The sequence below is a fragment of the Litorimonas haliclonae genome (assembly GCF_965138505.1).
Classification (GTDB): Bacteria; Pseudomonadota; Alphaproteobacteria; order Caulobacterales; family Maricaulaceae; genus Litorimonas; species Litorimonas haliclonae.
Window position 1 is genome coordinate 141,349 of the sequence record NZ_CBCSCO010000004.1, and the last position, 14,306, is coordinate 155,654.

Annotated in this window: 11 protein-coding genes; 9 read left to right on the top strand and 2 right to left on the bottom strand. The window is 51.9% G+C overall.

The genetic code is table 11. The features are described 5' to 3' along the window. Positions 1-18 precede the first annotated feature (18 nt). The gene (locus tag ACNA05_RS10335) at positions 19-2,472 is read left to right on the top strand and encodes a PAS domain-containing sensor histidine kinase (RefSeq protein WP_415811408.1); all 2,454 of its coding nucleotides are present in this window, start codon (positions 19-21) and stop codon (positions 2,470-2,472) included. 19 nt (positions 2,473-2,491) lie between these two features. Here the strand turns inward: ACNA05_RS10335 and ACNA05_RS10340 are convergent, their stop codons facing one another. Further along, entirely contained in the window at positions 2,492-2,809 is a 318-nt protein-coding gene (locus ACNA05_RS10340) for a 2Fe-2S iron-sulfur cluster-binding protein (protein WP_415811409.1), read from the bottom strand. Between the two features lie 50 nt (positions 2,810-2,859). Between ACNA05_RS10340 and tsaE the strand changes: the two genes are divergently transcribed. The 8 genes from tsaE (at position 2,860) to ACNA05_RS10380 (ending at position 12,968) form a co-directional block, all read left to right on the top strand. Continuing rightward, positions 2,860-3,321 carry a tRNA (adenosine(37)-N6)-threonylcarbamoyltransferase complex ATPase subunit type 1 TsaE gene (gene tsaE, locus ACNA05_RS10345; RefSeq protein WP_415811410.1) on the top strand — a complete coding sequence of 154 codons (462 nt, stop codon included), beginning with the start codon at positions 2,860-2,862 and terminating at the stop codon, positions 3,319-3,321. Further along, positions 3,314-4,399: an aminoglycoside phosphotransferase family protein gene (locus ACNA05_RS10350; protein WP_415811411.1), complete on the top strand. Its 1,086-nt coding sequence runs from the start codon at positions 3,314-3,316 to the stop codon at positions 4,397-4,399. The genes tsaE and ACNA05_RS10350 overlap by 8 nt, the downstream gene beginning before the upstream one ends. Further along, on the top strand, positions 4,392-5,132 hold the full coding sequence (locus ACNA05_RS10355) for a nucleotidyltransferase family protein (RefSeq protein WP_415811412.1): 741 nt from the start codon (positions 4,392-4,394) through the stop codon (positions 5,130-5,132). The genes ACNA05_RS10350 and ACNA05_RS10355 overlap by 8 nt, the downstream gene beginning before the upstream one ends. Before the next feature lie 65 nt (positions 5,133-5,197). Beyond that, complete coding sequence (locus ACNA05_RS10360; protein WP_415811413.1) at positions 5,198-8,146, top strand: PD-(D/E)XK nuclease family protein; 2,949 nt, start codon at positions 5,198-5,200, stop codon at positions 8,144-8,146. Further along, positions 8,113-11,607 carry a double-strand break repair helicase AddA gene (gene addA / locus ACNA05_RS10365; protein WP_415811414.1) on the top strand — a complete coding sequence of 1,165 codons (3,495 nt, stop codon included), beginning with the start codon at positions 8,113-8,115 and terminating at the stop codon, positions 11,605-11,607. The genes ACNA05_RS10360 and addA overlap by 34 nt, the downstream gene beginning before the upstream one ends. An 11-nt stretch (positions 11,608-11,618) precedes the next feature. Further along, positions 11,619-11,939, top strand: a complete 321-nt coding sequence (gene trxA, locus ACNA05_RS10370; RefSeq protein WP_415811415.1) for a thioredoxin — start codon at positions 11,619-11,621, stop codon at positions 11,937-11,939. Between the two features lie 131 nt (positions 11,940-12,070). Next, complete coding sequence (locus ACNA05_RS10375) at positions 12,071-12,397, top strand: hypothetical protein (protein WP_415811416.1); 327 nt, start codon at positions 12,071-12,073, stop codon at positions 12,395-12,397. Between the two features lie 46 nt (positions 12,398-12,443). Then, positions 12,444-12,968: a redoxin domain-containing protein gene (locus tag ACNA05_RS10380; RefSeq protein WP_415811417.1), complete on the top strand. Its 525-nt coding sequence runs from the start codon at positions 12,444-12,446 to the stop codon at positions 12,966-12,968. 8 nt (positions 12,969-12,976) lie between these two features. On the opposite strand, the gene ACNA05_RS10385 is transcribed toward ACNA05_RS10380, so the two are convergent. Next, on the bottom strand, positions 12,977-14,305 hold the full coding sequence (locus ACNA05_RS10385; RefSeq protein ID WP_415811418.1) for a bifunctional folylpolyglutamate synthase/dihydrofolate synthase: 1,329 nt from the start codon (positions 14,303-14,305) through the stop codon (positions 12,977-12,979). Between the last annotated feature and the right edge of the window lies 1 nt (position 14,306).

Here is a 14,306-nt window from a genome sequence, read left to right on the forward strand (position 1 = left end):
GGAAAGACGCCAATACGCATGGATCAATCCATCACTCCTTATTTGATTGTGACACTCGGCGCGGTTCTTTTGGCCGTTCTTGCCGCTCTGTTTGCGTTGCGAGCGGCTCTTTCATCCGGAGAAGCTGGGCAAGGGTGGAAAGAGAGAGTTACAGAGCTCGATCGCCAGATAGGGGACTATGATCTGATATTTGGCGCGTACCCGGGTTTGGTTCTCGTATGGGACGAAACGGCGAAGCCGACCCGGCTGGAGGAAGACAATTTGTGGGGCGAGCCAAAAGTTTACGGCTCCCCGGCGGCCCTAGCCTCTATTTTACGATTTTCCGAAAAAGGGAAAGCTAAAGATTTATCGCGACGGATTTTAAACAGCCTGGCTGATCATAAGACAATTTCAAAAACTGAAAACGCGGTTACTCTGCGAGGGTATTTGGCCGGACTTCGCGAACGCGGAGAAGCATTTTCAGTCTCTATCTCTTTGCCAGAAGGAAACCTAATCGAAGCGGCTGGACGCGTGGCAGGGCGGCAGGTCGTTCTCTGGCTTGAGGATGTCTCAATACGCGGAGAGGATGAACGTGCGGCAATTTCGCGGTTTGAGACGTCGCGTCTGACATCCGAAAATGACCCCAAAGCCTTTATCGATATGATGGGACGGGCGCCATTTCCCATCTGGCGACTATCTAGTAGCGGCCAGATTGTCTGGGCTAACCCCGCCTATGTCGCGGCGGTCGGGGCGAAAGACCTGCGCGACCTCGTGAAGTCTCAAATTCATTTGGACGATGCCACGTCTCAATTGGTTCAGGACGTCTTGAGAACTAACCAAGCTCAGGAAGATGTCCGTCACCTTATTTTTAATGGGCAAAGGCGGGCTACGACGATTAGTCTGTTTCCAGTCAATGGCGGAATTGCGGGTATCGCTGTTGACGCCGCCGAAGCGGATAATTTGCGACAAGCGTTGACCCGCCATATCCGCGCGCATGACGAACTGCTCAATGCGATGGATGAGGGCATTATTATCTTTGGCGCAGATCAGAGCGTAAGCTTCCATAACCGCGCCTTACGCGACCTGTTCAAATTAGAGGAAGGCTGGTTCAAAGGTCGGCCTCATCATAGCGACTGGCTGGACTACCTTCGGGATAAAAACGAAATCCCGGCGCAGGCGGATTATCACTCTTGGCGCGAGAGCGAGTTATCGCTTTACACGGACTGGCCAGAGGAAATGCCCGAGGAATTATGGGGTCTGCCCGATGGCCGCACATTGCGTTTGGTGAGGATGAGGGACCCGCATGGCGGCATCTCGCTTCTTTTCTCTGATATGACCGACGCGATGACGCTCAAGAGTCAATTGGGAACGCTAATTGATGTTCAAAAAGCGACTTTGGATAAACTTTCCGAAGGCATTGCGGTGTTTGGTACAGATGGACGTCTAAAGATTCACAATTCCTCATTTGAGAAAATGTGGTCTCTCAGCGAAGAGGATTTGAAAGATAACCCGCGTTTCGGTGATATCGTGCAGCTCTGTATGCCGCTATATCATCAAAAAGCGTTCTGGCAGGATCTAGCAGGACGGATTACCGATCCCAATCCTGAAATTCGCCGCCATGTTGAGGGCGAAATTAAACGCTCTGACGATAAAATGCTGACTTGGTTGTCAAAACCCCTGCCAGACGGGGCGACTTTGGTAGCTTGGGAAGATGTCACCTCCGCCCGACGCGCCGAAGCGGCGTTGATTGAGCGCACCCAAGCGCTGGAAGAAGCTGATAGAATGAAGTCGGAGTTTGTTGGCCATGTTAGCTATCAGCTTCGAACACCGCTTACGACGATTTCCGGTTATGCCGACTTCCTTCAAAATGGCGGGGCAGGGGAAATGAGTGATAAGCAAAGCGAGTATGTCTTTGCTATACAAAGCGCGTCCGAAGACCTTGCGAAAATCATCGATGATATTCTCGATATTGCGGCCATCGAAGCCAACGTGCTCGATCTAGATTTGGGCGACGTCAATGTATTCGACTTGCTCGACAAGGCGTTGGATTATGTCGCCGTCAAAGCCGATGATACGAAAATTGCGCTCGAGCTGCGCTGTGACGAAGACATAGGCGTTATCCGGGCCGATGAGACACGCCTTAAACAAGTGGTACACAATCTACTCGGCAATGCGCTTCGCTTTACTAAACCTGGCGGGATTATTGAATTGGGCGGCAAGAAAGCGCCCGGCGGCGGCGTCATGATCTGGGTGAAGGATAACGGTGTTGGTATTCCAACCGAAAGACAGCCTCAAGTGTTCCAGAGCTTTGAAAGCTCTCGCGGCGGGGCGGGGCTTGGTTTAGCTTTAGTACAGCGGTTTGTGGCGCGCCATGGTGGTTGGGTAGAGTTGGAGTCTGCGGAAGATCAAGGTACTCACGTTACCTGCTACCTCCCGAAAGAGGCAGCTATAGACGGCGCCCATCCAGAATTATTTTCGGAAAACGCGGTTTGAGTCGTTAGAGTTGGAGAACCTACTGACTTTCAGGGGTGCTGACTTTAATCCCGTCAAGCTCTTCGCTCATTAGAATTTGGCAAGATAGGCGGGAGTTGTCCTGAACGCCTTCGGCAAAGTCGAGCATGGACTCTTCCATATCGTCTTTTTCTTTAAGCTTTCCGAGCCAAGCGTCATCCACGTAAACATGACATGTCGCGCAAGCGCATGCGCCGCCGCAGTCCGCATCAATCTCAGGCACCATATTTTGGACCGCGGCTTCCATGATGGAGGTGCCGGGTTTTGCCTCGACTTCGCGGGTTGTGCCGCTGTGATCCGTGAAGAATATTTTTGCCATGAAACGGGCCTTCTTGTCTGTTAGTCTCGGCACTTATCTAAGGGCTTGCCATGATAATACAACCCGTTATCAAAGACAGCGTGACAAGAATTACCGCCAAAAATGAACAGGAAATGCTCGTTTTGGGCGCGCGCATCGGGGCGGCTTTGCGAGCGGGAGACACAATTGCTTTGACTGGGGACTTAGGCGCAGGGAAGACTACCCTAACGCGCGGACTTATACAAGCGACGCTGCCGGAAATTGAGGTTCCATCTCCAACTTACACACTCGTTCAAACCTATGACTTTCCGGAATATGAGCTTTGGCATTGCGATCTCTACCGCTTGAAGCATCCGGATGAAGTCTTTGAAATCGGTTTGATGGATGCGTTCGGAGAAGCGGTTTGCCTTTTGGAATGGCCTGACAAGATTGGTGAGTATTTGCCGGAAGAAGCCTTAAATCTTCACATTCGATTTGACGGGGCCGGTCGGGTCGTGGAGCTCGGCCCGGAATGGGAGGATCGTCATGTCTGATCGCGCCGCTCAGATATCTACCTTTTTAAAAAATGCGGGATGGGGCGAGGCTTTGCGCGCTCCAATTCAAGGGGATGCCTCTACTCGAAGCTATGAGCGGTTGGAGCTGAAAGGGCAAAAAGCTGTCTTGATGAACGCGCCAAAACTCGACGAGCTTCCCGGAGAGCCAGAGGGCGCGAGCGTTGAGGCGCGGCGGCAGCTCGGCTACAATGCGTTGGCGAGACTGGCCGGGCCAAATATGGAAAGCTTTGCGTGTCTGGCAAATGAACTCGCTATTCGCGGGTTTTCAGTGCCGCAAATTTTTTCCGCAGATCTGGAAAATGGGTTTTTGTTGTTGGAGGACTTTGGCGAACCCGTTTTCGCAAAAGTTATCGGGCTGGACGCCTCTTTGGAGATGCCACTTTACGAAGCTGCTGTTGATACTCTCGCCGCAATCTATCGCTCGAGCTTTCCTGAAATCATGACGTTTAAAGATGTGAAATGGCGTGTCAGAGAATACGACACAGCCGCGCTCCTGGCGGAAACAGATTTATGTCTGGATTGGTATGTCAAAGACTTTGACCGCGAAATTCCGGGCGGGGCAAGAGACGAGTTTTACGGACTTTACGCAGAGAGTTTCAAATATCTACTCGCCCACGCCCCGGGGTTAGGGCTTCGTGATTTTCATGCAGAAAACCTTTTCTGGCTACCTGAGCGGGCGGGCCTCGCCAATGTGGGGCTGATCGACTTCCAAGATGCTTTGTTCGTTCACCCTGCTTATGATTTGATGTCTTTGATCACCGATATTCGGCGGGATGTTTCGCCCGATTTGAAAGACCATTTAATTAGGCGGTTTTGCGAAAAATCTGGCCTCAAAGATGATATTGATTTTCGCGCAGCCTATTCTGTGTTGAGCGTGCAGCGGGGAACGAAACTGCTTGGGTTTCCGGTCCGCGCCGATTTGAAATTTGGTAAACCGCAATATCGGGCGCTCTTACCGCGGGTGAAACGCCATCTTCAAGAGGATTTAAATCATCCGGCTGTCGCACCGATCAGGGCTTGGTTTACCCAAAACTTACCCGAGGTTTTGCATGATTAAAACAGCAATGGTTATGGCGGCGGGGCATGGCACGCGGATGCGTCCGCTCACAGATGACAGATCCAAGGCGATGGTCGAGGTCGGCGGAAAGCCTCTGATAGATCACATGCTGAACCGCTTAGCTCAGGCGGGGGTGGAGCGCGCCGTGGTCAATGTTCACGCCCATGCCGATCATTTGGAAGAATATTTGAAAAAGCGCACGGACGGGCCTGAGATTATCATTTCAAATGAGAGAGAGCAGCTCCTTGAAACCGGCGGCGGTGTCGTAAAGGCGCTCCCTTTGCTAGGCGATGAGCCGATTTTTATTTGTAATATTGATGCAGTTTGGGTGGAATTTGAGCCGGTGCTGAAATCCCTGATGTCAGCGTGGGATCCAACCTTGATGGATGAGCTTCTCTTGCTTGCACGGCGCGATATGTCACTCGGTCATGACGGGGCCGGAGATTTTGATTTAGCAGAAACCGGACATGTCTCTCGGCGTTTGGGAGAAACCTCGAAATATTACTTTTCCGGTATTCAAATTTTCAAGCCATCGCTCGCCAAACCCTTTCCTGAGGAGAAATTTTCGCGAAATAAAATTTGGGATACGACTTTGAAAACCTTCGGGCTCTTCGGAACAGTTATGCCTGCCTTCTGGATGCATGTTGGAGATCCCAAAGCCAGACAGGGCGCCGAAGCAGTATTAAAACAGGCGGCAAAAATGGATGCGAAGCTAAGAGGCGCAGGCACTTGAGTCTGCAAGGGGTTTATAACATGCCGTCGGGCGTGCCTTTCCTCCGGTCATTGGCGGAGGGCTTGATGACCGAATTTGGTGAGCAATTGTCCGATGCCTTGATATTATTGCCTACTCGTCGGGCCGTGCGTGGATTGACGGATTTGTTCCTGCAGCATTCGCGCGAAAAAGGGCAGGGCGTTATGCTTATGCCGCGCCTGAATACTTTGGCTGATATTGACCCGAACGAACCGCCATTTGAGCCAAGCGATGTGGCGGGGCTTGTTCCGCCAGCCATTGACGGCACTCAGAGGCGATTTGAAATGGCCAAAATTGTGGAGCGGTTTTACCGCCGCGCTTCTGATATGCCGCTTGACGCGGCAGCGGCTTTGGCCTTGGCGGACCCTCTCTTGACGATATTGGATGATGCGGCCTCGGAAGAAACGCGAATTTCAGACCTGGCTGAACTGTCCGACATTCAGGCTTTTGCAGCGCAGCATTTTCAGCATGCGGCTGAGCTTTACAAAATTATTCAAACTTATTGGCCGGAGCGCCTTCGGGAATTGGACGCTCTAGAGCCTAAAGCCCGGCAAGTTGAAGTGCTGGATAAGCTGACAGGGCAATGGGAAGCAAGTGCGCCGAATTATCCCATTATCATTGCAGGATCCACCGGAACGCTCGGCGCAACGGCGCGGCTCATGGCCTGTGTGTCGCGCTTGCCTAAGGGCGTCATTGTCCTGCCCGGTTTGGACAACAGCCCCGAGCGGTCTTGGGACAATGTTGCCGAACAGCATCCGCAAAATTCGCTTAAAAACCTTTTAGGGGAATTCGGCTTGGACCGCGGGCAGGTTTCAAATTGGCCGCATATTAGCGGCGTAGAAAAGCTGCAAAAACCGAAACTGGCGGCGCGGCGGCTACTTTTGGCCGAGTCCCTTGTGCCTGTTGATAATACAGCGGACTGGCTTGAGCGCATCGCCACCATACGCCGCAACGCGCCGGACACGGAACCATTTGTCGATGCCATGGATGGTCTGTCAGTCTTGGAAGCAGCCAATGACGAAGATGAAGCGCTGACAATCGCGCTGCTCATGCGCGAAACATTAGACGCCGAAGGGCAGACCGCCGCACTGGTGACGCCCGATCAGGGGTTGGCGCGCCGGGTCAAAGCACGTCTGCGCCGATGGAAGGTCAATGTCGATATTTCACAAGGCGAACCGCTGGAGGAAACCGAGGTAGGGGGCTTTCTCACCGCAATTGTCGATTTGCTTTCTGACCCGGAAAGCCCTGTGGCGTTGGCTGTTTTATTGAATCACCCTCTCACCCAACTTGGCCAAGGTCACGGGGTTGCAAAAGGAGAGTGGCAAAAACTTGAGAAACGCCTTTTCCGTGGGGTAAGGCCAAATAGTGAAACCGTAAAGGAGAAAGACGAAGCTCAATTAATTGCGCGTGTACATTCGGCTTTGGGCGCGTTGATGGAGTTAGGGGAAAATGCTGCCGTAGAGCAGTGGGCGCAAAAATTGAGAGACGTCGCAATAGAGATTGCCTCATCAGGTGAGATTGATGGAGCGACGCTGTTGAATGAGGCAATTGGCGGACGTGAAGGGGAAGCTATCCTTCAATCGCTCATCGACTTTGGTCATAATCTGCCGGATATCACTGCGTCCGGTCTGTCCCGCCTCCTAGCTGTTCTTATGCGGGGTAAAGTGGTTCGTCCCCCTTTTGGGACGCACCCAAGGCTGTCAATTTTGGGGCCATTGGAAGCGCGAATGCTAAGTGCAGACCGGATAATTCTCGGGGGATTAAACGAAGGTATTTGGCCCGCGACTCCGAAAGTAGAACCGTTTCTATCCCGGGCGATGAGAAAATCTGTCGGGCTGTCCCTGCCGGAGAAACGCTTTGGGCTTTCTGCGCATGATTTTGCTGAACTCGCAGCGCATCCGAATGTGATTCTCACCCGCGCCAAACGCAGCGGCGGCAGCCCAATGGTTGCTTCGCGCTGGCTATGGCGTTTGCAGACATTGTTGCGCGGCGCGCTGGGGCAAAAGCGGGCAGAGGAATTGCTGGGCGCCCAAGATTACTATCTTCAACTTGCGCAAGCGCTTGATAGCGTCACCCCTGACGAGATTAAAAATTCACAAATTGAGCAGCCCAAACCCGCCCCGCCTGTCGAAGATCGCTGGGCCTTTGCCAAAGGACGGCGCGTATCCATCACTCAGGTGAAAACCTGGATACGGGATCCATATACGATCTTTGCCAAACATACGCTGGGCTTAAAATCTCTTGATCCCCTGGATGCGTCATTAGGAGCTGGTAACTTCGGCACGGCGATCCATGATGGATTAGAGCAATTCCTTCGGGCGCACAAAGAAGATTGGTCTGCGCAGGGCAAAGCCAAGCTGATAGAGTTTTTTAGGCACGCTTTCGAACAAAGCGGATATGCCGATTTCGAAATTGCGAAAGAAGCGAGCCGGTTCGAAGCGGTTGCGACCGAATTTCTAAACTGGCTAAGGGAAAGACAGACGGCTGGGTTTGATGTGTGGGCCATTGAATGTGAAGCAAAGCATTATATCAAAGAGCTTGATTTTACGCTGAGCGGTAAAGCTGATTTGATTGAGCGCCGCCCGGATGGCTATGGCGTTATAGATTACAAAACCGGGGCGCCGCCGACGGTAAAGGTTGTAAAAGCCGGATTTGATCCGCAGCTCCCGCTTAGTGCGTGGCTTTTATCCGAAGGTGGATTTAAAGGGGTCGATAAGGGGCAAACGGTGCAGTTGGGCTATGTTCGCATTAAAGGGTCCAATGATGATTTCTCTTACCAGACCCTGACGGCGCCGGAGAATAACAAAGGCCTTTCTGCCGAAGACTATGCAGATGAAGCGATAGAGGTTTTGGAGAAGCTTGTCCGGGCGTATGATAACCCGGAAACGATCTATTACTCTCAACCCCGCGTGCAATTTACACATGATTATGGCGAGTTTGATGACTTGGCCCGGCGGAGTGAATGGGCGTCACTCGGACGGGATTACAGCGCATGACCCTCGCTTATGAAAAAGCCGTATCCGCGCAATCTGACGCCGCAGATCCGCGCCACACCCGGATGGTGTCGGCCAATGCAGGTTCCGGAAAAACCCGCGTTCTGGTGGACCGCGTTTCTCGAATATTGTTGCAAGGCGTCGAGCCTGAGAAGATCCTTTGTCTGACTTATACCAAAGCCGCGGCCACAGAGATGCAAGACCGTTTGTATGACAAGCTTGGTGACTGGTCGATTATGGGAAAAGAGGCATTGAAAGCCGAGCTGCAAAAGCTCACTGGCTCTGATGTGCACCAGGTGGGCAAAGCGCGAAATCTCTTCGCCAAAGCCTTGGAGACTCCAGAGGGGCTAAAGGTTCAAACCATTCACGCCTTTTGTGAACGGGTCTTGTCACGCTTTCCGATTGAGGCGGGCATTATGCCGGGATTTGAGCCGATTGAAGAAGCCGAGATTGCTCAATTATCCGCCGAGGTCCGCGCGCAGATATTAAAAGACGCGATGGCGGAGCCGGACGGAGGGGTTAATCAGGCTTTGCAGACTTTGAGTGTCAAAATGGCCGATCAAACGCTCGAAGGCCTATTCACTTGGATGAGCCATTCGGCGGAGAAAATAAAACGCTGGGAGGCCGCCGGGGGCGTTCAGAGTCTAGCCGGTGTTTTGGGACTCGACCCTTCAGAGACGAAAGAGAGTTTGGCGAAAAAGTTTTGGCAAGAGACGGATGAGGAAATTCTGACCGAGGCTATTCCAGTTTTAAATAATGGTTTAATCACTGATCAAAAAGTAGCGACGCGTATCAAGGAAAGCCTTGAAATCTCAGACCCGGTCAAAGCGTTTTATCATTATTCCCAAGTTTATCTGACAACGCAAAACACCCTTCGAAAATCCCCTGTGACCAAAAAAACTATGGAGGCCACACAAGATTATTTTTCTTCTGAAGGCGCGGAGGCGGAACGCGTCGTCACTTGTTTGGACACGTTTAATGCGGCTGATGTTCTTACCTTGACCAAAGCCATCTATACCCTCGCGAGGCCTTATAGCACCCTTTATGCCGAGGCGAAGCGCAAACGCCGGGGTCTGGATTTTAACGATCAGATATTGCTGGTGCGAGATCTTTTAAGCCGGAAAGATGTCTCCGATTGGGTGCGCTATAAACTCGACGGCGGGATTGAACATATATTGCTGGATGAGGCGCAGGACACGTCCCCCGAGCAGTGGGATATTATAAACAGTCTCTCGGAGGCGTTCATACAGGACAACCCGGACCGCGATTCAAAAACGCCGAGAACCCTATTTGCGGTGGGCGACGAGAAGCAGTCTATTTATGGATTCCAAGGCGCGAAACCTGAACAGTTTCTGGACGAAATCAGACTTCGTCTGATCGGAGAGGCCAAGCAAATTCGAATGGCGATGTCGTTCCGATCCGCGCAGACTGTGCTGGATGTCGTTGATGCGTTTCTACACGCGCAGAATGGACGGCAGGCCATGTTTGATGCCGCGTTCCCGCCTGGTGCGGACATCGAAAATCATGCGGCGTTCCGGGAAGATCAAGGACAGGTTGAATTCTGGCCGCTGTCAATGAAACCCGAAAAAGGCGAAGATAAAGCACCTTGGGATACAACCCCTGTCGACGAAATGAGCGATAGCGATGAACGCGAAGTTCTGGCGCGGGAGCTCGCCATAAAAATCAGGGACTGGCTGGATGAGGGCGAGCCAATTTATGATCGTGACGAAAAGCTCGTTCGCCCTATGCAGGCCGGAGATATCCTTATCCTCGTTAGGACGCGGGGCGGAGGGAGTAACTCGCTTTACGATGCCATTATTCGTCATCTTAAACGTCAATCTATCCCGCTGGCAGGGGCGGATAGACTTAAACTCGCCGACGCCATGATCGTCAGAGACCTTTTGGCGCTGTCCCGTTTCACCTTGTTGCCGAGTGATGATTTGTCTTTGGCAGAAGTATTAAAAGGCCCCATTTTTAGTCTTGATGATATGGCGCTTTTAGATCTGGCCAGGGGACGCGGAAAAAGAAGCCTTTGGTCTTCGGTCAGGTCACGTGATGACACTCTTGCCGGAGTACTTAATCATTTTATTTATCTGGCCGGAAACCTCTCGCCTTATGAATTTTACACCGCCGTTTTGGATTACGTGGATGAGAACGGGGAGAGTCTGCGGAAGAGGTTCTTCAAGCGCTTGGGGCTGGAATCGCGCGAAGCCTTAGATGTATTCCTGACGCGCGCCATGGACCATCAGCAGAAGGGCGTGCCAAGCCTGCAGTATTTTGTTCGCGCTTTTGACGATGATGATGCCGACGTGAAACGCGATATGGACGCCGCCAAAGGACTTGTTCGCGTTATGACGGTGCACGGCGCGAAAGGTTTGGAAGCGCCCGTCGTTATTCTGCCCGATACAACTCAAACTCCGAAATTTAAGGACAGTTTCATTTCCCTGGAGGAAGGGTTTTATCTCAAACCGTCTCAAAATGATCTGCCTGTCGCGTTGGAGCCGAGCTTTAATGCCGCTAAGGCCAAGCAAGAGCAGGAACAACTCCGTCTGTTATATGTGGCGCTAACCCGCGCTGAGAGCCGCTTGGTCATTTGCGGATTTCAAAGTGGTAGAAGCGCCGAAAAGCCCATAGAAGACGGCTGCTGGTATGACTGGATGGGCCGGGTCTTTGACGGATTAGAAACGCAAGTGGTCGAGACCCCTTTTGGCGAAGGTAAAGTGTTCGGCGGGCCCCCGGTCGCGGCGCAAGCTATTGAAAAACTGCCTTCGGAAAAAGCGATGTCGATACCGCTCTGGGCATTGCAGCCTGCGGCCGAAGAAGAGCGCGTTCGCAAACGCCTCAGCCCGTCACATTTACTTGCCAGCGCAGAGACCTATAGGAACGAACCTCAGACGAGAGACAGATTGTTGCCTCGTCATCGAGGGATCCTCGTTCATCAGCTTTTGGAAGTGTTGCCGAATTTCGAGAAAAGTGAGCGCGTCTCAAAAGCTAAAGCTATCTTGTCGGGCTATAACCTCATGACGGAAGATGAAAAAACGGAATTGCTTTCTGAAGTTTTAGCCATTCTGGACACATCCGAATTCGCGTTTCTTTGGACCCCAAATAGTCGGGCCGAGGTTAGTCTGGCAGGGCAGGTTTCAATAGACGGTGAGGATATGGATTTCAGCGCGCAGATCGACCGGCTCTGCGAGCAAGAGGATCAAGTGCTGATTATTGATTATAAAACGAACCGCCATATACCGGGATCCCAAGATGAAATTGACCCTGTTTATATGGGGCAGATGGCGGCCTATCGAGAGCTCGCGCGCACAGTATACAAGGATAAAAAAATTGAGTGTGGTCTGCTCTGGACGTCTGGACCGGAGTTGATGTGGCTGGGCGAAGACAAACTTGATGACGCCTTGACGAAGATAGGGTCGCTTCCTACCTACGATGAAGACACAGATTTTATCAGCCCTTAGGAGTATTGCTCATGGCCACCGTAAAAGTATCCGATTCCAGTTTTAAAGCCGACGTCATTGATGCCAAACAGCCTGTTTTGGTTGATTTTTGGGCCGAATGGTGTGGCCCGTGTAAACAAATTGGCCCCGCTCTGGAGCAAATTTCAGACGATATGGGCGACAAGATCAAAATTGCGAAAGTTAATATTGATGATGACCCTGAAACGCCCGCCAAATTCCATGTGCGCGGCATCCCAACTCTGATGATTTTCAAAGATGGGCAGGTTGTTGCCACCAAAGTCGGCGCGATGACAAAAACCAAACTGCAAGAGTGGGTGTCTGAGCACGCCTAAGCTTTGCTTTAACCTCAATTTCTGAGCCCCCGGTGACCGCCGGGGGCTTTTTTATTGCGATATTATTAGAAGGATTTGACAGGGAACATTTGAAGAGCCGCTCCGTTACCTACAGCAGAGGAGATAACATTATGCCTGATTCAGATTTGAACGTTATGGCCGTTGATACGGCTATTGATTCCGATGGTTATGCGCCCGGTATTGCCCAGCCCACGACATTGGACGAAATCACAGATATTTATATGGCTGAAGGGCCGAAAGAGGAGCGTCTCGCCCAATTACGTGATATTCGCCAAGAAATGGTTGCTCGTAACAATGCCGATAGTGAAGCGGGTTTTGCCGAATTGATTGCCGAAATTGACCGGGGCATCGACTACTTAAATGGTCGAGCGGAAGGCACAGCGACGCCTGCTTCCCTTGAAAATAAAGATACTGCCGTTGATCCAGAAAATCTTTAACCCCAAAACTATTAGATTTAATCTATAAACAAAAAGCGAAAACCTTATGCCTCAACTTCTAAACCCCAAAAGTAAATTGCCCAACCTAGACGTCCCATTGGTCGAAGGCGGGCAGTTCAATCTTGCAGATGCCAAACCAGAATATTTTCAGTTTATCGTCATTTATCGCGGCGTTCACTGTCCGAAATGCAAAAACCAGCTTCAAGAAATTGACGCCAAAGTCGCAGATATTCGAGCGGACGGAATGGATGTTGTTGCTATTTCAATGGACAATGAAGAGCGCGCCAAAAAGGCGGTCAAAGAGTGGGAATTGGAAAATTTACCGATCGGGTATGGCTTGTCTCTTTTGACGGCAAAGGAACTCGGGCTGTTTTTATCGGATAGTATTTCCGACAAAGAACCCAAAATATTTGCAGAGCCCGCCTTTTTTGTAGTGAAGCCTGACGGGACTCTTTATGCTGAATTTGTCCAGAATACGCCTTTTGGACGCCCGGCTCTTGACGAAGTCTTGTCCGGAATGAAATTCGCGGCTGAAAATGACTACCCAACTAGAGGGACGTCTGTCGCGTAAAAGGCGGATCAACTTTTAAGGACTTCCCCCGCCAAATAGAGCGAGCCGCATATTAGTATACGCGGCGGCGTTGGGGATTGCCCTGTCGTTCCATCTGACAGGGCTTCTCCTGTTTCTATAGCCAATTCAACCGCGTCAAATATGTCGTCTGCAACGAAGCCGAGCATATTTCGGCTCGTGGCAAGTTCTTTTAACGTTTCCGGTGCGAGGGAGTCGTGGTCTGGAATACTGATACCAATGACGGCACTGGCCAGACCTTCAAAGGCGTCCAAAAACCCACCAATATCCTTATTGGCGAGCATTCCTGTAATTAGGATGAGCGGACGCTCCGTTGTCTGCTCAAGCTCTGCCATAGCGTTCGCTACTGCGCGAGCGGCGTGGGGGTTATGTCCCCCGTCCAGCCAAAGCTCAGCTCCGGCTTCATGTGCCATTTCTGCGTAAATGCCTTTTGTCAGGCTTTGAAGGCGGGCCGGCCAGACGGCCTTTTGCAAACCTGCGGCAATTGCCTCGGCTGGCCATCCAAGGGTGCGCGCGACCATAACCGCAAGTCCTGCATTGCGGATCTGATGTTCGCCGCGTAGCGCTGGTAGGGGCAGATCCAGCATCTCTTCGTCTTGTTCGAATATCAAACGGCCATGTTGCCGATATGCGCGATAATCCTGTCCCCAGATTTTAATATCGGCTCCGGCTTTCCGGGCTTCGGCATCTAAAACAGCATTCACAAGGTCGCTCTGAACGCCGCAAATAACCGGGGCATGCGATTTCATAATTCCGGCTTTTTCGCGGGCAATTCCCGCCAAATCCCGACCTAAAAACTCGGCGTGATCGTAATCAATCGGCGTGATGGCGCAGCAGGTTGGGCGAATGACATTTGTGGCGTCATAGCGCCCGCCAAGTCCCACTTCGATCAAGGCAATATCTGCGGCGCTTTCTGAAAAGGCGAGATAGGCGGCGGCGGTTGTGGCTTCGAAGAAAGACAGAGGCGCTCCGGCATTGGCTTCTCTGACGCGGGTCAGTACGTCTACTAAAGACTCATCCGAGATTTCCTCTCCAGACACAACGATACGTTCACGGAAATGAACGAGGTGGGGGGAGGTGTAGACATGGGCTTTTAACCCCGCAGCCTCTGCCATGGCGCGGAGGTTCGCAACCGTAGAGCCTTTGCCGTTCGTGCCCGCCACATGGATAATCGGGGGCATTTTGCGTTCGGGATGACCGAGCTTGGCCAGAACGGACTCAATTCGGTCCAGGCCGAGGTCTATTTTTTTAGGATGCAGGGCGCGAAGCGTGGCAAGTGCTTGCTCAACACGGTTGTCAGTTGGCTCCTGAGAAGGCATT